This is a genomic window from Sediminicola luteus, from assembly GCF_040566555.1.
In the GTDB taxonomy this organism is placed as follows: Bacteria; Bacteroidota; Bacteroidia; order Flavobacteriales; family Flavobacteriaceae; genus Sediminicola.
The window spans coordinates 156,441-181,942 of the sequence record NZ_JBEWYP010000003.1; the positions used below are offsets into that span (position 1 = coordinate 156,441).

The 25,502-nt window shown below is 39.8% G+C and carries 18 protein-coding genes; 2 read left to right on the top strand and 16 right to left on the bottom strand.

The window, feature by feature from the left end; genetic code table 11:
- Positions 1-8 precede the first annotated feature (8 nt).
- From ABXZ32_RS06970 to ABXZ32_RS06980, 3 genes are all read right to left on the bottom strand, one after another.
- Positions 9-1,892 (bottom strand): CocE/NonD family hydrolase, encoded by a 1,884-nt coding sequence (locus tag ABXZ32_RS06970; protein WP_354617953.1) that lies wholly within the window; start codon positions 1,890-1,892, stop codon positions 9-11.
- A gap of 811 nt (positions 1,893-2,703) precedes the next feature.
- Positions 2,704-3,909 carry an acyl-CoA dehydrogenase family protein gene (locus ABXZ32_RS06975; RefSeq protein ID WP_354617954.1) on the bottom strand — a complete coding sequence of 402 codons (1,206 nt, stop codon included), beginning with the start codon at positions 3,907-3,909 and terminating at the stop codon, positions 2,704-2,706.
- 126 nt (positions 3,910-4,035) lie between these two features.
- Entirely contained in the window at positions 4,036-5,586 is a 1,551-nt protein-coding gene (locus ABXZ32_RS06980; protein ID WP_354617955.1) for an SDR family NAD(P)-dependent oxidoreductase, read from the bottom strand.
- Between the two features lie 1,104 nt (positions 5,587-6,690).
- Between ABXZ32_RS06980 and ABXZ32_RS06985 the strand changes: the two genes are divergently transcribed.
- Together ABXZ32_RS06985 and ABXZ32_RS06990 are read left to right on the top strand one after the other, a co-directional pair.
- Positions 6,691-8,157 carry a hypothetical protein gene (locus tag ABXZ32_RS06985; protein WP_354617956.1) on the top strand — a complete coding sequence of 489 codons (1,467 nt, stop codon included), beginning with the start codon at positions 6,691-6,693 and terminating at the stop codon, positions 8,155-8,157.
- 143 nt (positions 8,158-8,300) lie between these two features.
- The gene (locus ABXZ32_RS06990) at positions 8,301-10,604 is read left to right on the top strand and encodes a type IA DNA topoisomerase (protein ID WP_354617957.1); all 2,304 of its coding nucleotides are present in this window, start codon (positions 8,301-8,303) and stop codon (positions 10,602-10,604) included.
- Between the two features lie 61 nt (positions 10,605-10,665).
- Here the strand turns inward: ABXZ32_RS06990 and ABXZ32_RS06995 are convergent, their stop codons facing one another.
- The 13 genes from ABXZ32_RS06995 to ABXZ32_RS07055 all read right to left on the bottom strand — a co-directional run bounded on the left by ABXZ32_RS06995 (position 10,666) and on the right by ABXZ32_RS07055 (position 25,472).
- Entirely contained in the window at positions 10,666-12,360 is a 1,695-nt protein-coding gene (locus ABXZ32_RS06995) for a DUF2207 domain-containing protein (RefSeq protein ID WP_354617958.1), read from the bottom strand.
- Positions 12,360-12,920, bottom strand: a complete 561-nt coding sequence (locus tag ABXZ32_RS07000) for a LemA family protein (protein WP_354617959.1) — start codon at positions 12,918-12,920, stop codon at positions 12,360-12,362. Before ABXZ32_RS07000 ends, ABXZ32_RS06995 begins: the two co-directional genes overlap by 1 nt.
- A 168-nt stretch (positions 12,921-13,088) precedes the next feature.
- Positions 13,089-14,216, bottom strand: coding sequence for a serine hydrolase domain-containing protein (locus ABXZ32_RS07005; RefSeq protein WP_354617960.1), 1,128 nt, complete (start codon positions 14,214-14,216; stop codon positions 13,089-13,091).
- Between the two features lie 753 nt (positions 14,217-14,969).
- Positions 14,970-15,962 (bottom strand): UDP-3-O-(3-hydroxymyristoyl)glucosamine N-acyltransferase, encoded by a 993-nt coding sequence (gene lpxD / locus ABXZ32_RS07010; RefSeq protein ID WP_354617961.1) that lies wholly within the window; start codon positions 15,960-15,962, stop codon positions 14,970-14,972.
- A gap of 185 nt (positions 15,963-16,147) precedes the next feature.
- Entirely contained in the window at positions 16,148-17,002 is an 855-nt protein-coding gene (locus ABXZ32_RS07015) for a dienelactone hydrolase family protein (RefSeq protein WP_354617962.1), read from the bottom strand.
- A gap of 112 nt (positions 17,003-17,114) precedes the next feature.
- Positions 17,115-18,425 (bottom strand): DEAD/DEAH box helicase, encoded by a 1,311-nt coding sequence (locus tag ABXZ32_RS07020; RefSeq protein WP_354617963.1) that lies wholly within the window; start codon positions 18,423-18,425, stop codon positions 17,115-17,117.
- Positions 18,426-18,483: 58 nt separating this feature from the next.
- A complete protein-coding gene (locus tag ABXZ32_RS07025; protein WP_354617964.1) occupies positions 18,484-19,824 on the bottom strand; it encodes a DEAD/DEAH box helicase in 1,341 nt (446 codons plus the stop codon).
- A 182-nt stretch (positions 19,825-20,006) separates the two neighbouring features.
- Positions 20,007-21,566, bottom strand: coding sequence for a hypothetical protein (locus ABXZ32_RS07030; protein WP_354617965.1), 1,560 nt, complete (start codon positions 21,564-21,566; stop codon positions 20,007-20,009).
- Positions 21,567-21,929: 363 nt separating this feature from the next.
- Positions 21,930-22,361: an FKBP-type peptidyl-prolyl cis-trans isomerase gene (locus tag ABXZ32_RS07035; RefSeq protein ID WP_354617966.1), complete on the bottom strand. Its 432-nt coding sequence runs from the start codon at positions 22,359-22,361 to the stop codon at positions 21,930-21,932.
- A gap of 232 nt (positions 22,362-22,593) precedes the next feature.
- Positions 22,594-23,040, bottom strand: a complete 447-nt coding sequence (locus tag ABXZ32_RS07040) for a BLUF domain-containing protein (protein ID WP_354617967.1) — start codon at positions 23,038-23,040, stop codon at positions 22,594-22,596.
- A 181-nt stretch (positions 23,041-23,221) separates the two neighbouring features.
- Positions 23,222-23,641: an OsmC family protein gene (locus tag ABXZ32_RS07045; protein ID WP_354617968.1), complete on the bottom strand. Its 420-nt coding sequence runs from the start codon at positions 23,639-23,641 to the stop codon at positions 23,222-23,224.
- A 34-nt stretch (positions 23,642-23,675) separates the two neighbouring features.
- Positions 23,676-24,788, bottom strand: coding sequence for an alkene reductase (locus ABXZ32_RS07050; protein WP_354617969.1), 1,113 nt, complete (start codon positions 24,786-24,788; stop codon positions 23,676-23,678).
- A 3-nt stretch (positions 24,789-24,791) separates the two neighbouring features.
- Entirely contained in the window at positions 24,792-25,472 is a 681-nt protein-coding gene (locus tag ABXZ32_RS07055) for a type 1 glutamine amidotransferase domain-containing protein (protein ID WP_354617970.1), read from the bottom strand.
- Between the last annotated feature and the right edge of the window lie 30 nt (positions 25,473-25,502).

Below are 25,502 nucleotides of genomic sequence, written 5' to 3' on the forward strand. Positions count from 1 at the left end.
CCATCTGATTATTTTCTTTTGATCGGCAGTCTTATCTGCGACGGATAGGTGTCCGAATGATGCACCTTATTACGGGCAACCACTCCTTTGGATTCATCATAATTGGTTCCCCCAGTATTTAAATTACGGGCAAACCTTGGAAAATTACTACTTGATATCTCGATTCGGATCCTATGACCCTTTTTAAAATAATTACTGGTAGACATTGGTGTTAGGTCTACCTTGTATACCTTTCCTTTTTGCATAAATACTTCCTTATCATAGCCTTCCCTATACCTTACCCTTTGAATGGTCTCATCCAAATTATAGGCTGTGCCGTCTGGATAAACATCTATTAGTTTAATGGTAAAATCGGTATCCTTGGCATCAGAGGACACATACAAAGTAGATTCGATGAAGCCTGATACTTCTACCCCTTCTGAAAGGACATCTGTAGTATACACCAAAATATCGTTTCTAGTTTCCATTTGTTGTTGGTCAAAGGCTCCACCTTTCACTGCATTTCCTGTACAACATACATTGCCCCCATATGATGTAACGGGATTCATAGGGTCATAAATAAATGAATCTGGCATGTCCTGTTTTGGTTTGGTGGTTGTTAGTTTCCCATCCCCATATAAGCTATTGGCACTTCCTTTACTATTGATGTAGTAGGTCTCCAGTTTTGTGGTGGCTGGCGGCCATTCACTTGCAGATTGCCATGTATTACTTCCCATAGTATAGTATTGTACCCTGGGGGTATTTTCTTTAAAATTGTTCTGTTCCCCTTTTAGCCAAAGATCAAACCAGGCATAAATCTGTTCCTCATAGTTCAACCGGGCATCTCCAACACTTCGTTCCCCAACAATTGTATTCTCTGTTGCCCTGGTATAGGCACAGTGTAAAGTGGGTGCTATTACTAAGTACTGATTGTCCCTTATTTCCTGGTCCTTGGCATTTTTTCGTACATGATTGAAAAGGGCCAAATTAGGACTTATGGAGACGTCATACCAGGAGGCAAACCAAAAACTGGGAACTCCAAAATCCATATTGTCATGATAGAGTCCGCCTGTATACCAATCTTTGTGGTTAGGGGTGCGTCGTACCATTTTGTCAAACACCTCTTTTTTACCATTCATATTCTTTATGATATCTTGGATTGGAAGATGTTTTAGGGCTTCGGCCATATCCACAGATGGATTTTCTGGTGCCAGGTCATAAAATCTTGAAATGCGGATTAAATCTTCTTGGGTGGCTCCGGCAGGAATTCTTGGCTTGAATTTATCGTGTTCAACACCATATAGCCATGAAAAGAATAAAAGCTGTTCTACTCCTCCCCTATACCAGTTACCTTGTTCATAATAGTCGCCTATTCGTCCTACCCCAGCCCCGTATCCTTGTGGAACCATTGCTGAATGTGATGGATGATCCAAAGCTGCAACGGCCATTTGCCACTCTGCAGTTGAGGAACAGCCCAAAGTGCCAATTTTTCCGTTGGACCACGGCTGATCCTTCATCCATGAAAAGGCATCATACCCATCGGTCAAAGGTACCCCCAAAATATCCCATTCCCCTTCAGAGAAGTACCTACCACGTTCGTTCTGTACTACATAGGCATACCCCCTTTTTACTGCCTCATAAGCCCGTTCTGCAGTTCTTGTCTTTTCTTCCCCATCACCCCAGGAATTGAAATTGTAAGGGGTCCGTGAAAAGATAATGGGAACAGGCTCTGCACTTTTAGGTCTATAGATATCTGTTGCCAAGCGTACACCATCTCGCATGGGCATCATTACTTTTTGATCGGTAATTGCTATTTCATTGAGTTTCTCAAGTATGTCATTTTGGGCCTGTAGGTTGAAAGTAAAAAAACAAAGTAACAAGCAAAATGTAGCGAAGGTCAATCGTGTATTCATGGTATATTTTTGGTTGGTAATTTTCAAATGGTAAGTTATAAAAATTTGAACATGAATACTATACTAGGATATAATTTGATTGCAGTTTTAAATCACTAGAAGTTCTTTTTGCAACACCAAAATAACTAGATAATCCAGGTATCTCGAAACGTTCTTCTACATTATACATGTGGGCAAAAGGAGAAAATAGTTGTGAACTAGGAAAACCAATTATATAGCATGGTTAAGATCTTTAAAAGGCACCCTCATGTGATACGTATAACTATCTTTAATTCAGCATGCTAGGGTTGTTAGAATACAATGTTTTGACATGTGTAATAAAGTCTCATTATTATTTTAAAAGAGTTATCTTAACACGTTGGTAGGGAGCAACTATCCTGCCCTAATTATTCACTTTTATTAAAACTAATTAAAGATGTCAAAAGAAAAAGAAGGCAAACAAAAATCAGATAAAACGGCAGCCGCTAAAACCCCTAAAGAGAAAAAGGCCGCAAAAGCTGCTAAAAAGGGCGCTAAAAAATACTGAGAATAACTACCTCTAAATACCAGTAGAAAATCGATAGGGTATTCTTGTAGCATACTAAGTCCCTGCCACAATCTACAAATCGTGCCTTAAAGCAGAATTGTTGATTGAAGGCATAGCTACCTCCATATGAGGAGGTCCATTATTATTCCGGCAAATACGTATCATTTCATTGAGGTCAAAAGCATTTTAAATGATCCGGATCGTCTTAAAATACGGGAATGAGGATCTATTATTAAAACGATTGCAGCGTACAGGGTACTTTTTGCGGTTGATTGTATTTATGATCTAATTCTTATCCTTTTTTCGGTCGTTCTTCATCTGCAGGAACAATTCTTTGAAGAGGCCGCGGGCTATCAACAGTTTCATGATTTCATTGGTGCCGGCATAGATTCTTGCCACCCTATTATCGGCATACATTCTAGCGATGGGATAATCCCACATATATCCATATCCACCAAATAACTGCAGACATTCATCTACCACCACCCCGCACATTTCTGTGGCCGAATACTTGGCCATAGAGGCACTTTCTGCCGTTAGTTCATGTGTTGGCACCATTTGGATACAACGATCTATAAATGCTTGGTGTACTTGAAGTTTTGTTGCACATTCGGCCAACTTGAATTGGGTGTTCTGGAAGGCGGCGATTGGTTTTTTAAAAGCTGTCCTGGTAGAAGTATAATCAATGGTATCCATTAATGCCCCCTCTGCATTGCCTATGGCCGTGACCGCTACCGTTAAACGTTCCCGAGCCAACTCCTGCATCATAATCTTAAATCCTTCTCCTTCCTTCCCTAGAAGGTTTTCCTTGGGAACCTTTACGTTATCAAAGAACAGTTCGCAGGTATCCTGGGCTTTCATCCCGATCTTTTTAAAAGGAATCCCTTTTTCAAAGCCATCCCATTTACTTTCCATGATCAAAAGGGATACCCCTTCCTTTTCTGTTCCTGGGTTGGTTTTCACTGCCACCACAGCCATGTCGCACAGGTAACCATTGGTAATAAATGTTTTCTGTCCCTTGACCACGTAATGGTCACCCTTGTCAACAGCAGTGGTACGTATGGCTTTTAGGTCGCTCCCACAATTGGGTTCAGTCATCCCTATTGCAGTGATTAGGTTTCCACTTGCCATTACGGGTAGGTATTGCAGCTTTTGGGCTTCGGTACCATGATTTAATAGATAGGGAGCTACAATGTCTGAATGAAGGGAAAATCCAGGGCCGCTGAATCCTTTTTTTGCCAATTCTTCAATTAAAAGGGAACTATAGCTGAAATCAAGGCCGCTTCCCCCATATTGGGTAGGCATATCAATACAAAGAAGACCCAAGGACCCGGCACGTTCCCAAACGGCTCGACTAACCATTCCATCCTTTTCCCATTGATCGTTCTGATCCACAATATCATTGGAGATAAAATCTTGGATCATATCGCGCATCATACGGTGCTCTTCCGATGCATATATTTTTCGTTCTAACAATACATTTGATAACATAGGCCAAATTGCTTAGAAGGGTGAATACCTAAATGTATCAAAATAATCCATGTTACCGAGAAAATGGGGACTGATTTTAGTTCCTATTCCTCTTTAATTTATAAAAATCAAGGTAAGTAAATTGATTTACCAATCTATAGGTCGATAATCCTTTAGGAATTTACCACACCAATGTTTCCCGGTATTGATTCCATCAAATAAAGGATCCAAAACCCTAGCTGCCCCATCCACAATATCCAACGGAGGTTGAAAATCCTCCACTTCTTTCTTCCGTTTGGCCAACTCTGCCGGATCTTCATCAGTTACCCAACCCGTATCCACGGCATTCATAAAGATACCTTCTTTGGCTAGGGTGCCCGAGGAGGTATGGGTGAGCATATTTAGGGCTGCTTTCGCCATATTGGTATGTGGGTGTCGGTCTTCCTTGAAAAAACGGTGGAACTTACCTTCCATGGCAGAAACATTAATAATGTGTTTTTTTCCGGTTGGATTCTTTTTCATGAGTTCGGACAGTCGGTTACAAAGTACAAATGGCGCTACGGAATTTACCAGCTGCACCTCCAACATTTCTGTGGTCTCAATTTGTCCGAGCCTTAATCTCCAACTATTGGTCTTTCGCAAATCCACTTGTTGCAGATCAGCATCCAACTCCCCATCTGGAAAAACCTCTTGAGCTACCAGAGTATTATCAAAGCTGTAGGGAATTTGTGATAGTTTTGCCGATGCCCTAAGACCAATCCCAGGTTCTGGTCCATGCCAGGTAACCGGCATGTTCTGATTGGAAGATGTCGATGACGTCAATTCCTTTAGTTCCTGTAAACATCCTTGATGATCTGCCAGAATTTCTTGTGCAAAGGGAGGTAAGGAATTAATAGATCGCTCTTCATTGACCATAAGATGCTGATAAAAGCCAGCGGGTCGCCTTACGGTTTGTGCAGCATTATTGATCAGGATGTCCAACTGATCATATTTTTGGGAAATAAAATTGCAGAATATCTCAACACTAGGGATATGCCTTAAATCCAGGCCGTGAATTTTTAGGCGATGTCCCCACTCCATAAAATCATCCTCTTTAGAAAAGCGTAGGGCGGAATCTACAGGGAACCTTGTTGTGGCTATCACCGTTGCCCCTCCCCTTAACAGCATCAGGGTGATATGGTATCCTATCTTTAAGCGGGAACCGGTAATGACAGCTACCTGTCCCTTTACATCCGCTGTTTGAAATCGTTTGGCGTAGTTCAGATCGCCACAATCGGTACACATGGTGTCATAAAAGTGGTGCAATTTGGTAAACTCCGTTTTACAGACATAGCACTTCCTTGGTGTTTCCAGCTCCAAAGGTTCCTTCTTGGATAGATGGGCCATGGGCAATAATTTTGGGGCCACAAAAACGGCAGCTTCCCTAGCATGTCTTATTCCCGTTTCCTTGCGCGCTTTTTTGTCCTTGGCCTCCAATTTTCTTTTGGCTGCTTTTTTACCATCCTTCTTTCGTCTAGAGAATTCCTCCCTATTTGGACGGGAAAACTGACCTGCCGCCTTGATCAATGCTATTCGCTGTTCTATTTCAATATCGAAAATGTAATCGGTCTCAGAAACCAGTAGTTCCAAGACGGAGATACAATTGGCAATGTCCTCTTTGGTCAAGGTGTTCTTATCAGAAGTTAGGTGTTCCCCCATAGTATGAAAGTTGAATTGGGTTTAGAAGCCCAACATGGGTACAAAGGTAGTTGTAAAATGGCGGAAGTGATCGGGTTTTTTGTCAAACACTTCCCAAGATATACCAATAGTAAATAAAAGACACCACCCTATTTTTTTAAAAATCCTTCCCCTACTCGTTGTGGTTAAAAAGGAACCAAATGTTAAATATTGCTTAAAATGGTACTATTTATAACATAGTACTGTAACAAACATATAAATCGTGCGTCTAGTGGGTATATAAAAAATTATAAACAATTAAAAATCAATATCATGGAAACTTCAAACAAGCATTACGCACAGCCAACAGTAAGAATCTCCAACACCAAAACTTGGAACACCAAAAGGAGATATCACTAATATTTGAAATAACAATTAATATAAACTACCTAAAATCAATATCATGGAAACATCAAACAAGCATTACGCACAGCCAACGGTAAGAATTTCAAACTCCAAAACTTGGAACAGCAAAAGGAGATACCACTAAATAAATACCTAAAAAGTCTAACGTATAACAACTTAATACAATCAAAAATGGAAACTATAAACAAGCATCAGTTAAGATCAACAACAGAATCCTCTAGAATGAACATATGGAACGCTAAAAGGCGATTCAGATAACCACAAGGTAATTTAAATCTAAAATCATGAAACCTTTCATCAATCAATCACGGATAGAATATAAAAAGAGCAGCATCTTTGCAATCTTTAGAAATACTAAGAAAATCAGATGGTCTAATTTTGAGATCAATAGAAACCAAATATTGGGAATTTAAATTAATCCAAAGCTTCCAAACCAAAAAAAGTAGTGAGTGTACAATCCACTACTTTTTTTGTGTCCAATCATTTTATTAGTAAAACAACCCTCCCCCCTTGGCCTTTTAGAATTTGCCTGGGCTTAACAGATATCTGTTGTTTTATCGAGCCTGGTGGCCATTTGAACCGTCAAACTATGGAAATAGGCAAATACACACTATTTTTGGAATTGGTTAGTGTTGTCCATAAAGTAGACTAGAGGTCAGTAGACATCTATTGTAATAAAACTGTATATTGGTCAAACGTGATTCATAGCTTATTCCGAGAATGAAATATTTGTTTCTTCTTTACTGTTTTTGTCTTTTGGGAACTTATTCCCAAGGTCAAAATATGGACCAAGAATGGACCCGCTCCATAAATGACCCTATTCAGCTGATGAAACAGATCATCAAAAAAAATTCCAAACAATGGGAAGATGATACTATGAATTCCATTTTCACGTCTTATGGGGAAGAGGGTGTGAATGACGCGGAGTATATCTTTTTACAGTCACCAGGCCTTGGGACAGATTTCTTTCAGATTGGAACGGCCGATGTAGGCAACTTTATTTCAAAAGATCGCTATTTGGCCGTCTTAAGGGATGCCGTAAATTCGGAGGAAAAAGCAAGTATTAAACTTGCCAGAGCCACTATATCGGAAAGTCTTAAGGAGTATGAAAGAGCTTTTGAACTAGCTCAAAAATTGATACAAAACGATTCAATCAGTTATGAAGAGGCCATTGAGTTTTTGGACAAGAGGTTTGGATATGCCAAATTAGATCATGCCAAAACCATCATGGACAAAAGTACTTCCTCTGCCAACTCAATTGGTAATGGTGGTAACATTAAAAAGGCAATGGCTAAAATTGAAGAATTGGATAAGACTTATTTTGACAAGATTCCTTTGGTAACGGCCCTAATACAATTAAATGAATTTTATGATATCCTAAGGGAGACAGGAACAGGTATAGCGGTGTATGCTCCATATATCAATTTCAAAAAAAACTTGGATTATTTGAACCAGTTGCGCATAGATGAGCGCAGAAGATGGAAATCGTCCATTACGGTCACCTACCCTACCAAAAACACAGTATTGTCCGTCCAAAACCCTTTAGATCTCACATGGGTAACTGCCAATATTGATGCCAGCAAGTCCATACGATTTTTCTTGGTCAAGGATGATATGATGGTACAGGAGCTTGGGATCTTTAAAAACAAGGAAAGTGCCAGCGGGATCCAATTGGAAAAGAACATTGAGCCTGGTGATAATTTTAAAATCATGGCCATTGAGTTATTTCCATCCGATAAGTTCAAGATTGCAAAGTACGTGACCCCTTCCTTTTCTATAAAGAATGAACCCAAGAACAAATATGTGACCGAGAACAAGGTTGTTGAAACTACCAAAAGGACTGAATTCGCTGGGAGGAAGATAAGCTATGTCAAGGAATTGACGGTCAGAAGCAAAGATATTACCATAGATCTTTGGGACAACAAGGAACAAGATGGGGATATTGTGTCCGTTTATCTCAATGGGGAACCCATAATTGCCAAATACTCTTTGACTAAGGATAAAAAACAATTTCAAGTACAATTGAATGCTTCTAAATCCAATGATCTATTTTTATATGCCCATAATCTTGGGACTATTCCCCCAAATACGGTATCAATTGAAGTTTCTGATGGCTCTTCCTCGGAAAAAATTGTTCTGAATTCAGATCTTTCAAGCTCAGAAGCCGTTCTTATAAAGGTTAAATAACTATCCCAATGTATAAATCCTGTCGTTTCCAACTTTTAAATAATATAGGGAAAGGATCGGTTTCGTTTAGATTTTAAGGTCCACTAGTTAGCCTCCCTTTTCATGAAAATGTTTACTTTGCACCTCCGTTTAAATCCCAATAAGTGAAAGTTTGTATTGCAGAAAAACCTAGTGTTGCCAGAGAAATTGCCGCTGTTCTTGGAGCAAATACCAAGCACGACGGATATTTTGAAGGTAACGGATATGCCGTAACCTTTACATTTGGACACTTATGTACCCTGTTCGAACCAAATGACTATAAATCGTATTGGAAAAGTTGGGACCTGAACAACCTTCCCATGCTACCCGAAAAATTCCAGACCAAAGTGGTGGAAAATTCGGGTATTCAAAAACAGTTTAAGATTGTTAAAAAATTATTCGACCAAGCTGAGGTTGTGATCAACTGTGGGGATGCGGGTCAGGAAGGAGAACTGATACAGCGTTGGGTGATGCATCAGGCGAATTACAAGGGAGAGGTGAAGCGGCTATGGATTTCATCGCTGACCACGGAGGCCATAAAAGAAGGATTTAACGCTCTAAAACCTTCTCAAAACTATGATAATTTATATTACGCAGGATTTTCCAGGGCCATAGGTGACTGGCTTTTAGGGATGAACGCTACCCGATTGTATACCCTAAAACACGGGGGTTATAAGCAAATGCTCTCCGTGGGCCGCGTTCAAACTCCAACCTTGGCCATGGTCGTCAACCGGTTTAAAGAAATTGAGGATTTTAAGCCTGTACCCTATTGGGAATTACAAACCTTGTACAGGGATACCCTTTTTAGCTATGAAGAAGGTCGCTTTCTTAAGATGGAAGACGGGGAAATCATGGCACAAAAGGTAAAGGGAGAAGATTTCGAAATTGTTTCCGTAAGCAAGAAGAAGGGCAAGGAATACGCCCCTAAACTTTTTGATCTGACTGGACTTCAAGTATACTGCAATACCAAATTTGGATTTACCGCCGATGAGACCTTAAAGATGGTACAGAAGCTATATGAACAAAAAGTAGTTACCTATCCTAGGGTGGATACCACTTTTTTGCCCAATGATGTTTACCCCAAGGTACCTGGTATTCTTCAAAAGTTGACCAATTATGCAGAACTTACCCAGTCCATATTAAGCAAAAAAATTAGAAAGTCGTCCAAAGTATTTAATGACAGTAAGGTTACAGATCACCATGCGATTATTCCTACTGGGGTACAAATAAAACTTCAATACAACCAGCAACAGGTTTATGATGCTATTGTAAGGAGATTCATTGCCGTTTTTTATGAGGATTGTCAGGTAGCAAATACCACAGTACTGGGACAAGTGGATACTATAACCTTTAAAACCACAGGGAAGGAAATATTGTCCAAAGGATGGAAGGTTGTTTTTGAAAATCCAGAAGCCAAAACCAAGGAAGCCGGCATATTGCCAACTTTTGTAAAGGGCGAAAAAGGACCACATGAACCTTCATTTTTGGAAAAGCAGACCAAGCCCCCCAAACAATTTACGGAGGCAACGTTGTTACGGGCAATGGAAACAGCTGGGAAACAAGTAGATGATGATGAAATGAGGGAACTGATGAAGGAGAACGGGATAGGACGCCCTTCTACCCGTGCCAACATTATTGAGACCTTGTTTAGGCGCAAATACATCAAACGAAATAAAAAACAAGTGCTCCCCACGCCTACAGGCATACAGTTGATAGATACAATTCAAAACGACCTTTTAAAATCTGCAGAACTTACGGGTCAATGGGAAAAGCAATTGAAGGATATAGAAAAAGGGACTTTTAGTGCAGGTATGTTTATTGCCAACATGAAGAAAATGGTAGATCACCTGGTCTATGAAGTACGAAGTGAGACCACCCGCGCCAATATTTCCCATACTGTTGTCCAAGAAGCTGCCAAAGCCGCTAATGTGGTCACCAAAAAAGCAGGAGTCACAGCAGAAACCTGTCCCAAATGCAAACAAGGAACGCTGTTGAAAGGAAAGGCCGCATACGGATGTAGTGCTTATAAGGAAGGTTGTGATTTTGTATTGCCCTTTACTTTTCAAGGGAAAAAGATATCGGAAAAACAATGGCTGCGTTTGCTTCGAAAAGGTTGTACGGTGAACCTAAAAGGTTTTAAAAATGAAGGTCCAGAGACCGATGAAGTATTGGAGGGCCTCTTGCGATTTAATGATACGTTCCAGTTGGTCCTAGAAGCCAAAAAGCCAGAGAAAAAGATACCGGATACACTGAGTTGCCCAAAATGTAAAAAAGGAACTGTAATCAAAGGAAAATCGGCCTATGGATGCAGTGAATATAAGAATGGGTGTGATTTCAGATGTAGTTTTGAGGATATTAAGACCAAGGCGGCAGATAAGCCATTGACCAAAGAGCTTGTATTCTCAATTCTGAACGAAGGTCATTCTTAGCGTGGTGCTACAACAGTGCAAGGGGTAACAGGGCTAGATCTTTACTGGTATCAAAAGAAAATTACCAGCTTCCGCCGCCGCCGCCGCCAAAACCGCCTCCAGACGAACCCCCGCCGGAAGAACCACTGCTTTTGGGGGAACTTATCATGGTTGACTGGGTTACAGCCATAGATTTTGAAAAGGATTTGGAAAACCCTTGCATCGTAAATGCATGGGTAGAAGCGGATGAATACCAGGATGGAGGGGGAATATTGAGAGCGTCAAATTTTTTCGCCCATTTTTCAAACAGTCCAAAGGCCAGGGCATATCCCATAGTACTTTCAAAGTAGTTGGGATCATCCTGCAATAACATTTTTAATTTGTTCTCCTCCGCCACTTTTATGAACTGACGAAACCCCTTCAATTCCGATAGAATCCGATTTCCTATATCATTTTTCTTGATCATATAGCCATTTAGAATAATCAATAGAACAGAGGTCAACACAATGGCCACAGCGGCCAAAGGCCCCCAAACAAATAAGGCGATTGCGGTAAGAACAATGGCATTAGCTACCAAACCAAAGTATAATATGGTCTGTACCTTTTTAGATTCCACTACATAATACGGCTGGGCCATTTTTTTTAATTGGCTACTGGCACTGCTCATTGTGGTATAGAAAGTATCCTTTAGACTGCTCACCAGTATTTCTGAAGACTCCAGACCTTGTTCATTCCCAAATAGGCCGGTAAATATTTCTTTTTCATAGGAGGGCGAATCGTCTGGCAGGTTTCCAATTTTAATAAGTTTGGTATCCTTACTTCCAAACCAGCCTTTTTTAGGAATTTCCTCCATTTTTATCAACCCTCTTGCACCCCAATATGGAATCAAAGAAATAAGATCGGAAGTATCATCCCGATCATTGATCAGAAAACCGACCATGGCAGGATCCATATTTTTGGGGGGATAATAACTTGTGGTTGTCACCACCCTATCATCCCTTCCAAATTTACGCCACAAGGCATAGAAGCCCGTGATAAGTATGCCTATAAGGAATACCCATCCGTATTGATTCCAAAATGGCCATAAAGGCTTTTCTTCGGTAATAGAATTAGGCGGCAGATTGATCATTACCGTCACACTTTCTCCAGAACGTGAAATAAAGCTGTCGTTACTCGTTCCTGAGAAACCTTCATTGGTATAGTAGAGCTTAAAATCTTTAGTGGGAATTGAAGTGCCCCGTTCTCCCGAATACACGAAGCAATTTTCTTTACTGAGCGGAATATTTTCCGGGACATGGATCCGAAAGCTTATTTGCTCAAAATCGGCCTCCCAACCATCCGGTTTAATGTTCCAATAAAAACGTATTTGGCTGTCCTCAAACAAAAAAGCATTGTGCACACGATACTGGATCTCATAATGTTGTGGGCCAACAATAGTGACGTCCTTGTCTCCTATTTTTATTATCATATTATCCTTTAACTTTTGTACAAAATTAAAGGGGACATCAAATTTATAATCAGGGACCTTAACATTGCTGATCCTTATTTTTCTCTCCTCTTTCTCGCCTTCGAAGGTGAGCAGATCATACTGGGTCTGTATGGTTCTATAGATCCCGTGTTTTGGAATTTCAAAGTTGAGGTCATAATTTTCAATCACATCAAAATAACCATCCTCTTCTATGGTTATATCTACCGTATAATTTGTGACGGTAAAATCTTGGGCAGACCCGCTAATGAATACCAGTAAGAGCGTAAGGAGGATAAAAATCTTTTTCATTAAGAAAAATCTACTTTTACATTTTCCCTTGAGGCTTCTTCAGTTTCGAAGTAATCGAAATGTTGGTATTTGGCCATTCCGGCAATCAGAACGCCGGGAATGCTTTCCCCATAGGTGTTGTTTTCCCGTACCGATCCATTGTAATAACGACGGCTTCTTTCTAGGTTTTCTTCAATGAGGTTCAACTTTTCCTGAAGGTCCAAATAATTTACATTGGCCTTGAGGTCTGGATATGCTTCCCCTAAGGCAAAAATACTCCTCAGGCTCTGTTGCAATTGATTCTCTGCCTTGATCTGTCCATTAATGTCGCCGGTAGGGACGGCCATTGCAGCGTTGCGCGCATTGATAACGGCCTCAAGTGTGGATTTTTCATGTTTGGCATATCCCTTTACCGTTTCAACTAGATTGGGTATAAGGTCATAACGTCGCTTTAATGCCACATCTATATTGCTCCATGCATCTTTGACCTGATTTCTATTTTTTGCGAATCTGTTGAAAATGCTTATGAATAGAATGACAATTAATGCTATGACTCCCAAAAGGATAAGAACAGTGGACATGACTAGATATATTACGGTTTTCAACTTCTAATTTACCTAAATTTTCAGTGGGATTGTCAGAAAACAATAATTTTATGTAAGCCACCATTTATAGGGCATACCTGGTAGTGGTTTTTATGTAGTTAGATTTAAATTGGGGAGAACAAATAGCTGCCACCAAACCTTAATTTAGTCAGCTTGCGCTAATTTTTGTAGTTTTTCTGTGGTTTTGGTAATGATACCCGCTCCCTCTGGTTCGTTGGTAAAGTTCACTACAATGGTGTAGTTTGGTTTGGGCATGTGTATCCATACCGTTCCCCAAAAGCCACGGTGCATATAGCCAGATATGCCCATTACCCCTTCTTTACTGAGGCCCATTCGGTAATCTTCTGATTCTGCCCCATAGGGCAATGTCCCGGGATCCTCTAACATAATGGAAAGAGTTTCAGTGTTTTTAAAGATTTGGCCATTAAAAAGGGCGTCAATAAAGATGGCAAGATCCTTAGTTGTGGAAGAAATGCCCCCACCCCCAAATAAATCGATTGAATTATCTAAAGTTGTTGCATCATAATCCCCAATATAACGGTGCACAGGCTGTGAAATTCCAGCTGGCGGGTCTTCTAGACCTTCCATCCACGTTGATTTCATCCCCAATCTATCATAGCCCAATAATTGTCGAAGGGCCTGTGCCAAAGACTTTCCTGTGACCTTTTCAATAATTTCCCCAAGGAGTATATACCCTGTATCGCTATAGCCATATACTTCGCCAGGATTTCCTAAAGGGTCTCCGGCATCCATTGCAAATTTGAGCTGCTCTGTGCGCGTCCATTTTTTAGTTGGATTTTTAATGATGCTATCTATATAGGAGGTATTTCCCTCGGCATAATCGAACAGGCCACTTCTGTGCAATAGACAATGCTTTATCGTGATAGCCTTAGGATCGTAACCATCGGATCTAAGTAGTTGTAGGTGTTCGTCTGAGAGATATGTGGCAATAGAATCTTCTAGGGTCAATTTTTTCTCTTCCTGAAGACGTAAAATGGCTGCTGCCACAAATGTTTTGGTGCCGCTGGCAATTCTAAAGGGTTGTTTGGCTGAAAGTTTATGTGTCTTTTTCTTGCTGTCAAATCCCGACGCCCCTGTCCACAAAATATTCAATTTTGGAGCTATTACAGTCATGGAAACACCTGATAATTGATTATTTTTATTCTTTACCGACTTATCTAAAATTAACTGAAAATTGGCCGAATTTTTAGGAGTTGTCTTACATCCCATAACAAAAAGCAAGACAATTATTAGAGGTATATGATGTTTCATAGAAGGTGTTTGTATGGCAAATAGCATTTTTTTTGCAACCCTGAATAGCAATAGTGGTTATGTGAATTTAGTAATTTGTTGTAAATAATGCAGCTAATAGTATTAAATAGCTGGTTTCAGGGATGTTATTAGGTTAAAATTATAAGCAATAAAATGACAAAAATAGAAATTATTCGACAATCTATACAATTTTCCTACACAATTTGACCTCTATTTCCTATTTTTAGGAGAACCATAAAATTTAAGTTATGAATTTGGCTATAGGTCCTTTACAGATTATCCTAATGATTTTTTTAATTGTAGCGATGCCCATCGCATTTTTTGTATTTGGTTACGTAGTTGGGCATGCGAAGGGAAAAAGTAAAAATTATTTACACCAACAAGAATCTGCCATATAACTAAAGAGGAATTTCATCCGTCTTTGCTATTACCGGCCTGTGTACTGCAGTAGCTCAATTCCATTCCTTTATGGAATACTTTTTCCAATTCCATTACTACCAGTGCCATAGTTCAAAAGGCTGCGTTTAGTACCCTCGCGGACGCATGGATACCGTTTATCAGATTAAAAGAGGGTTCAGACACGAACATGCACCGGTTCATCAATCAAATTAGATTTAATTTAATTCAAAGTGCGTTACTAAATAAATAATGGGAGCAAAAAGGCCATAACGCAATCGTTATGGCCTCATAAATTGTAAAAGTATATATCTAAATGTTGATAGTAATTCTTATGATTACATCAACAATTATCACCTAGTTTTTGGCTAGCCTTCTTAAGGCCACCCATTGTTTCAGCATTTCCCTGGAATCACAGGCAGGATATCCTAAAACGGTCTTGCCAGCAGCAACATCGTTCATTACACCGGAACCGGCACCTACAACTGCACCTGATTCAATAACGGTATGATCCTTAATGGAGGCGCTGCCGCCGATCATTACGCCATCTCCAAGGGTCACAGAACCTGCTAAACCACTATGGCCTGCCATAATACAAAAACGGCCCATGACGGAATTATGACCTATCTGTACTAAATTATCTATTTTACAGCCATCTCCTATAATTGTGGAGCTAAATTTTCCACGGTCAACACAGGAATTAGAGCCAATTTCTACAAGGTTGCCAATAATCACATTTCCTATTTGCGGAATTTTCACCAATCCCCTACCATCATCGCTGGGGCGGTATCCAAAGCCATCTGCTCCAATGCTTACATTGGTATGGAAGATACACTGGGCACCAATTTCGGTCCGCTCGCGGATAACGGTCCCAGACCAAATTACCGTTTGAGGTCCAACAGTTGTATCATCAAAAATGGATACGTTGGGATAAAGGACTACCCCGTCTGCCAACACCACATTTTTTCCAACATAACTATTGGCTCCAACTTTAACGCCTTTACCAATCTTGGCAGTTTCATGTATGACTGCGGTAGGGTGTATATCAATATCAAATTGTGGTGGACCTGGATCGAACTCCTCCAATAATTTGGCCATGGCCAAATCGGCATTTTTCACCTTGATAAAGGCCCTGCCCTCTCCTGGCTCTATGCGTATATTTTCATTTACGATGGCAGCACTGGCTTTTGAGGAATCCCACAACCGCTCGTATTTAATACTGCCAATAAAGGTCATTTGGTTCGGTTGGGCATTTTTTAATTGTTCCAATCCATCTATCATTTGGGAGGTATCACCTACTAATTCTCCGTTTAAAATGGTATTGATTTCTTGAATGGATAATGATTTCATTTTGGGGTACTTTTATGTGAATGCCCTAAATATAGTCTTATTTTTAGTTCCAAACCAAGGATGCCGAAATATTGATTACTAGTTGGGATATCATTAGATATACCTGATCCTAATTAATTCTCTAGAAGGTGAAAAATAGGGATGTGAGTCCTATTTTTTATTGGTTTCAAAATTTGATTTAGGGATTACTGCTTAAAAGTAGCTGCCAATAAGGATTTTAGCTCAGCCCAAGATTTTTCATCGGCTTCCTTTTGATAGGCCAAGGGCAGGTTGAATTTTTTCCCCAGCGAATCTGCCTCCTTACTGGTAAAGGCATGTTGTGCATCTGGATAAGCGATATACTTATAATCAGCATTTACACTGTCCATGGCTGCTTTATATGCTGTTACGGATTCCGATGAAACAAAGGGATCTGCAGCTCCATTACATACCAATACCTTAGCCTTTAAATTCTCATTGGGCATTACCGGAAGTTGAACCCCACTGTGGAATGCCGCTACGGCATCGAGATCTTTTCCTAGATTGGCCATTGTTAAGACCACACTTCCTCCAAAACAGTAGCCTATGGCCGCAATTTCATCTGCATTTACATGTGGATCTGCCTTTAAAACAGTCATTGCAGCATCAAACCGGGCCTTGGCAACATCTATATTTTGCATCACCATACCTGAGAATTTCCCTGCATCCTCAGGATGTTGTGCCTGTTTGCCATCCCCATACATATCAATGGCCAGGGCTACATAGCCCAGTTCTGCAAGCATATCTGCCCGTTCTCGGGTATAGTCATTGTGCCCCCACCATTCATGCACTACAATCACCCCGGGTCTTTTTCCTTTTTTATTTTCATCATAGGAGATATAGCCCTTCATTTGCGTATCCTCTGTGGCGTAGCTCACTTCATTGCCGATCACATTGGCCTGCAATGTTTCCTCCATTGCTTCCCTATTTTCTGAAGCATTTTTTTTAGGTTCTGATTTACAGCCTATCAAGGAGATCGATCCAAGAAGGATCAAAACGAATATTTTTAAGTTTTTGAACATAACTTTGAAATTTAAGGTTGTCCGTTTACTAGTGAAAACGGACAATAAGTTACGATTTTATAAGGATTTTAAAGAGCTCCTTAGTATCAAACTTTTCATAAGCATTCAATGGTTATAGAACCGTTACCCTAACCTTCTTTTTCTTTAGTTTGGTGTTGTTCAATTTCTTTATTAAATCTTCAGCAAGGGTCACGGGAACTGCAACAAAAGTACAGTCGTTCTTTAGTTCTATAATTCCCAGTTGATCCTTATTAATGTTCCCTTGTTTAAAAAATAATCCAGCAATATCCCCTTTTGAGATTTTATCTTTCCTACCACCCGAAATAAAGAGTGTTTGCCAGTACTGGGCTTTTTTGGGTGCCTTTTTGGAGATATCGACCACTGGGGCATTTGTAATAAATTCTGGCAGATTTTCATCAACCCATTTGATTACATAGGCAGTTCCCTTGGCATTAACTCTGGCAGTTCTACCATTTCTATGGATAAATTCTTCTTTTTTATACGGGAACTCGTAATGGACAATAAACTTCATTTCGGGTATATCGATACCTCTTGCCGCTAAATCTGTGGCCACGATGATCTGATTGGAGCCATTCCTGAATTTGATCAGGGAACGTTCCCTATCCTTCTGTTCCATATCTCCATGGAAACAACCATGACTGACATTATTACGTTCCAAGAACGTACTCAATTTCTCGACGGTCTCCCTAAGATTACAAAAAATGATTCCAGGTTGGTTTCCTATATGGTTTAGAAGTTCTAAAACCGTCTTTTGTTTGTTTTGTGACGCAGAAACAACGGTTTTGATAGCCAGTTTTGTGTTCTCCTCTTTTAAATAATCGAGAATGATCGGCTTGTCCAATCTTACAAAAGTAGGTACTTTAACACCTTGGGTGGCAGAGGTAAGGATGCGTTTGTTGATGCTGGGCAACATTCCTATGATGTATTTCATTTCCTCCTCGAAGCCAACCTGCAAGGATTTGTCAAACTCGTCCAAAACAAGGGTTTTAATAAACTTTGTGGAGAAGCGCTCATTATCAAAATGATCGGCTATCCTTCCCGGGGTTCCAATAAGTATGGACGGGGTGTGTTTTAGTTCCAATTTGTCTTTGGCCATGGCCCTTCCTCCATACACGGCATTGACTTTGTAGCCTGATCCCATTTCTCGGATCACCTGTTCTATCTGTATTGCCAATTCCCGTGAAGGAACCAGGATCAAGGCTTGAATTTCCTCACTCTCAGGATCCAACTGATCAATTAAAGGCAATAAGAATGCCAACGTCTTTCCTGTTCCCGTGGGCGAAAGGATTATTGTATTGGTATTTGTTTCGATGATGGAGAGCGCCTCTTCCTGCATTGGGTTCAACTGATGAATATTCAGTTTTTCCAAAATATCCTGTCGCTCTTTTATAGTGTTTGCCATGATGTATTATTTTTGAGGAACTAAAACCAAATCAAAATGAATTGGTCGCTAATGCCATTTATCTTTTTTTTCTCTTTGGTTTTTCTGTTTCGGCAGGTATTTGTCCTGAATGCTGACCCAAATGGTGGGCCAGAAGCTTATCAATAAGTTCCTCCTTGGTCAAATGATGGAATACGGTGTGGATTTTGTTTTTAAAATCCGAGGAAATAGAATGATTGGGTTTCGTCTTGAATATTTTCTTAGCCCATAATTGTGCATTGTTTTCCTCGATACTTTGGGCATCCGCTTTTTTATAGGGCTTAAAAGAGATTCCCAATACCTCTTCAAATTCCTTTATATCTTCTTCCTCCTCCTTTTGCAAGATGGTCAGGGAGAGCCCTTCAGCCCCTGCCCTAGCAGTACGGCCACTTCTATGCACATAGGTTTCGTACACATCTGGCAGGTGGTAATTCACCACATAGGAAATCTCTTTGACATCTATACCTCTTGCGGCAAGATCAGTGGCTACAAGAATACGGATATGTCCTTCTCTAAACTGACCCATTATGCGATCCCGGATAGGCTGTGACAAACTTCCATGAAGCGCTCCAGAAGAGAATTTGTTGATGGCTAGGTTTTTGGCCAATTTGTTTACGGCAGCCTTGGTCTTACAGAATATGATTCCCCTCTCCCCTTCTTTGGAGTTGAGAAAATACATAAGCATGTCCAATTTTTCAATGGGTTCCACAACCATAAATCTATGGTCAATTCCTTGATGACCCACTGTTTCCATGTCAGAACTGACCTGTACTACATGTTTGGACATATAGTTTTGTATCAATTGTTTTATAGTTCCGGGCATGGTGGCTGTAAACAAAAATGTCCTTCTTTTTTTTGGCAATTCCGCTACAATTTCATCCAAACCTTCTTTTAGGGAGGTGACCATTTCATCGGCTTCATCAAGGACCAAATAATTTGCTTTGGAAATATCGATAGCTTTGCGTTTGATCAGATCGATCAATCTTCCAGGGGTTGCCACGACAATGTGGGTGTCCTTGGTCAAACGTTCTATCTGCGGTTTAATGGGGATTCCTCCACATATGGAAGCCATGGAAACTGCAGGCAGATTTGTAGCAAATGACACTAAATTGTTGTAGATCTGCTGGCCCAATTCTCTTGTTGGGGCAATAATTACAGCCTGTATACTTGCATTTTCCACATCGATCAATTGCAATAAGGGCAATCCAAAGGCCGCGGTTTTACCCGTTCCTGTTTTTGCCAAACCCACAAAATCATCCTTTTGTTTTAGTAAAACAGGGATTGTTTTTTGTTGAATATCGGTAGGTGATGTTATTTCTAGATCGGCCAGACTTTTTTGAAGTTGGCTATTGATTCCTAAATCGGAAAATTGTTTTGACATTATAATAATTTGTGCAAAGATAGGTACTCTTTGGTAGTGGAAGTAATAGAATCGTTAGAAGTATAATTTGGAAGGAATTCGAATACCTTGACCTTAAGGAAGAATAAATTGTAATTCGCAAAAAAAACCTCGGTTACCCATTGCGGCAACCGAGGTAATAATATGATTTTTTTTCCTAAAACTTAATCGGTAATCGTAAGGACTCCTGTCATTAGGGCGTGGAATTCACAATTATAATACAAGGTGTCCGGTGCGTCTGCAGGAACCGTGAAAGTTACCGTGCCGTTTACAGTCCCATTGTTGGTAACGCCTGAGCTATATGCATTTGCAGTCCCTGTACCCTTTACGTCTTTTATGTAAAATGGATGACCTGGTGTATCAACTGTAAACGTATAGGTTTCTCCTCTTTTCAGGGTAAGGGCCGGGTTATTAACATCGGAAAGTCCTTCGCCATTAAAAATATAAGCCGTAGCATCTTGATTGGTAACATTATAATTTTTTGAGGATGTAGTTCCTTCATTGGCCCCAATATTACCCTGAGCTACAATGGTTACAAGATCGCTATCGCTTAAATGCACATTTATATAGGCATCTATGGTCAACAGTTCTTCATAGGTTACTGCAGCTCCTCCTACCAAAGAGGCTACTTGAGTCTGACTTATACCTGTAGCACCGTCAACAGCTGTCAATCCTGCAATGATTTCCCCTGTGGTTGCCACATCATTGGCATGTATGTGGGCGGGATGGATACCACCTGCTGAAGTACCAATCAATTCCAAGGTTACCAAAGTGGTACCATTTACCCTTTCTGCAAAATTAGCTGTTCCACTTATCCCCGCAACATCCTTCTCTACCAGATCGTAGGTTTTGGAGGTTCCTGTTAATTCATTCTGACCTATATCTCCTTGTGCAACAATTGTTGCCAGGGCATCAACACTAAGGTGTACATTGATATATCCGTTGAAATCCAAGACTTGGTCATATCCAAAAGTAGTCCCATCATCCAATGTAGCCACATTCGAATAACTTACGCCCGTATTGCCATCAACACTTACAAAGGTATAGGCTATGTCTCCGCCCTCTGCTGCTGTATTCAAATGGATGTGTGCCGGGTGCATTCCATTGTCGGGAGTGTTGTTGATATTCAGTACAGCAAGAGCTTCACCATTGACTCTTTCAAAAAAGGTAGCGGTACCATTTATTCCAGCTACAGCTTTTTCATCCAGGGCATACTCCTTGCTCTCCCCAGTAAGATCATTTTGTCCAATATCTCCTTGGGCTACAAGAGTGGCTAAATCATCTGTGCTTAAATGTACATTGATATAGCCATCAAAATTTAATAATTGATCGTACGTAATCGTTGAATTATCGTCCAATGCTGTAACAGTGATACTGCTTTTGCCCGTATCGCCATTAACAGTTCCTAAAGTCAACGCAATATCACCACCTTCAGCTGCCGTGTTAAAATGAATATGGGCCGGGTGCATTCCTCCCGCTGGAGTGTTTTGCAATTCCAGTTCAATGGTAACGGAATTGTCGGTGTTTTCAATAAATTTGGCCGTTCCTGAAATGTCGGCATTCGCCTGAGCACCTAGGTCGTACGTTTTGGATTGGCCAGTGGCAGTTACACCACCGTTCTCATCAGGAATAACTACTCCGTCATCATCATTGCTACATCCGACTATCAAGGACAAGGTCAATGCCGCAAAAGCAAAAGGCTTAAGTTGTTTTAAAAAGTTCATAGATTATTTTTTTTAGGTTAAACTGTTAATTGTGACTCAAATCTAGTCTGCGTGTAAGATTATACCGATAAATTAATCTTAAAGAATGTTAAAGGAACATTAAAATGGTGTTTTTGAAATTTGATAGCACACCATCTTTTGACATTTGAGTTAAAAAGTGCTACTACTTGAAAATTTATGAAGCACAAAATTAAAGAACTCCTGAGTTTAGAAGATGATGTAAGTCATTCTGCCTAAATAAAAAGTTGAATCGTATAATTTTAAAAAATTAATTTACATCAGATTGGCACAAAAAAAGACCGTCTAAAAAGACGGTCTTAAAGTATTAAATAAGGTGCCTTCAAAAGAAGGTTGCCTTTTATATTAGGATGCTATTGCTACAAGAACCAAGTCAAAAGTAAGATCTTGTCCAGCCAAAGGATGATTTGCATCTATGATGATATGGTCTTCCCCTACCTCTGCAACGCGCAATTGGTTTTCCGATCCATCAGGATTTTTAGCCATTAAACCCATTCCAACTTCAGGCTTAATATCTGCAGGTAAATCTGCTTTGCTTACTTTATGGAACATCTCTTTGTTGATTTCCCCATAAGCTTCTTCCTTAGGAATAGTTACTGTTTTCTTTTCATTAGGCTCCATATCGATCAATCCTTTTTCAAAACCAGGAATAAGACTGCCTTGACCTAAGGTTACCTTAATAGGTTCTCTTTCCAAAGAACTATCAAATATTTGACCGTTGCTTAATTTTCCAGTGTAATGTACTTCTACCGTGTCGTTTTCTTTTACTTTACTCATAAATCTAATATCTCTAATTTTCAATCATTTAAAACAGCACAAAGTTATGGGTTCTATATTGCTTAGACGAACGATACCTAATAAATCCCCTGGATTTGACAAAACCTTAACATAAATGGGCGAATCATAAAAAAAGAGAGCTAATTGCTCTCCATTTCATTATTGATATTTAGGGAATTATTAGGACCCATGCGGACAAATACGATAATTTGGGTCTTCCAAAAACGTGGTCCTAATCTATAATTCTTAATGCCCTGTTGTAGTCCAACAGGCCTTTTGTAGTTTTCCAAAATTCTTTGGACGTAGGATTAGGTCCTTGAATTGGGGAATCCTTTTCCAAAAATGTATCCACCAATAATTCAATATATTGAAGCTGGTCATTTTGTCCCTGCACATTTTTAAAAGCCATACTCCAATTTTTAAACTCCCGCTTTTCTATTAGTCCGTGCGATAAAAGTTGCACATTGGTATGCCGCTTGTCCAATGATATTTTATCAAAGAGTTTCAATACTTTTATATGGTTCCCTTCCATGTATTGGATGAATTCACCTTCATAGAAGAGAAGACAACCAGATATATTATTAGCACTATTAAATAACCGCGCCTTTTCCAGTAAAACCTCAATTTGGGCAAAACTTAGATTTGGGACGGCTTTGGACTTATATACCAGACAAAACATATTTGATTTATTATGGGTCGTTTTCTTCTGTTTAAATATACTTTATAATTCTGCTGAAAATAAGACAACCTTAAAATAGTTATCATACAAAAATGTTGATAATTAGATAATTAGGTGATTGGTCAATAAAAAAGGGAAGCATTGCTGCTCCCCTTTTTTTAATCGAAATAAGACAAATGGCTTAGTTGTTTAAGCTCACATTTAAAACAATATCCGCCTTCATTAATTTGGAAATTGGACATACTTCTTTTGCATTTTGGGCAACTTCCTTGAATTTATCTGAAGTAATTCCTGGAACTTTACCTTTTAGATCCAAGGTTATAGTGGTGACGCTTCCGTCCTCAAAACTAACGGTGGCTTCCACATCTAGGGTATCTGGCGTAAATCCAGCCTCTCCCAAAAGGAAACTCAGTTGCATGGCAAAGCAACCAGCATGTGCCGCACCAACCAATTCCTCAGGGTTGGTTCCCTTGCCATCCTCAAATCTAGTGCTAAATGAATATTGGGTCTTATCCAATACGCCACTTGCTGTAGTTAAATTTCCTTTTCCATCTTTTCCACTTCCCAACCATTGGGCATTTGCTTTTCTATTGAATTTCATTGATCAAAATTTTTAAATTAAACAGTACTGCTAATTATGCTTCTTGGGCTTCTTCTATTGTGTTGTAGTCCAAATAACCTTCTGCACCACCTGTGTAGAAAGTGTCTTGGTCCCAATCTGCCAACGGATGGTTTCTTTCAAAACGTTTCACCAAGTCAGGATTGGAAATATAAGGTTTGCCAAAAGCTACCAAATCTGCATCTCCACGTTCAATAACGGCATTTCCAGATTCTTGGTCAAAGCCATTATTGATCATTAAGGTCCCTTTGTATAAAGGTCGGTAATGTTTTGCAATTTCGCTAACGGCATATGGAATATCAGAGACATCCGAAAATGGTTCTGACAAATGGATATAGGCCAAGTCGTAATCATTCAATTTTTTGATGATATAATCGAATGTTGGAATGGTCTCCTCGTCCATCGTAGATCCAAATGATCCGTGCAAAGAAGGATTGAACCTTGCCCCTATTTTGTTTTCGGATATTTCTTGCTTCACGGCATCTAATACCTCAAAGAAAAAACGTGCGCGATTTTCAATGGATCCGCCATATTCATCCGTCCTTTGGTTAGAAGTGGCATTGAAGAATTGATGGAACAAGTATCCATTGGAGGAGTGTATTTCTACACCATCAAATCCTGCTTTTACTGCATTGGCAGCTGCTTTTCTAAAATCTTCAACCGTAGTTTTTATATCCTCTATGGTCATAGCCTTAGGAGTGACAGTGTCTTTAAAACCTTCTGGTGTAAAGGATTTTTCGTTAGGATTGATAGCCGATGGAGCCAATGGTAAATTACCCCCGTGAAAATCTGGGTGTGACATTCTTCCTACGTGCCACAATTGAATAAATATTGTTCCACCATTATCATGGACTGCTTTGGTTACTTTTTTCCATCCCTCAACATGTGCTTCTGTGTAAATTCCGGGTGTGTTTATGTATCCAATGGCATCTTCAGAAACTTGTGACCCTTCTGTAATGATCAAACCAGCGGAAGCTCTTTCTGCGTAATAAGGGGCATGTAAATCTCCAGTGGGTCTATTCTCATCATTTAAGGCTCTACCCCTTGTCATTGGAGCCATTACGACCCTGTTTTTTAATTCTAGACCGTTCTTTTTATATGTTTGTAATAATGCTTGATTCTTATTCATTTCTTATTGCAATTTTTTAATTAATAAATCGGCTACCTTCTCTGACGAGGCCGGATTTTGTCCCGTGATTAACAGTCCGTCTTCCAGGGCATATGGCTGCCAGTCACCAAGCTTTGAATAGTTGCCTCCCTTTTCTTGCAACATATCTTCAATAAGAAAAGGAACAACGTCGGTTAATTGTACTGCTTCTTCTTCCCCATTGGTAAATCCTGTCACATTTTTACCATTAACTAGTGGTTTCCCATCTGAGCCTTTGATGTTTTTTAGAATAGCGGGAGCGTGGCATACAAAGGCAACCGGTTTTTTGTGACTGTGGAAAGATTCAATTAAATCATTGGAAGTTTTGTTTTCTACCAAGTCCCATAGCAGTCCATGTCCACCTGGATAAAAAACAGCATCAAAATCTTTCTGGTCAATCGTTTCCAATTTTAAGGTATTTGCCAATTTTTTCTTGGTTGCTTCGTCCTTGTCAAACCTTTTTGTCGCTTCGGTAGCAGCATCTTCCGTATCACTGTTTGGATCTATTGGGGGTTGTCCTCCCTTTGGCGATGCCAAGGTTACATTGAATCCATTATCGGTTAAGGCATAATAAGGGGCAGCAAATTCCTCAACCCAAAAACCTGTTTTGTGTCCGGTTGAACCCATTTCGTCATTACTGGTCAGTACAAATAATATATTTTTCATGATGTCTTGTTTTTTTGTGAGTTACAAAGT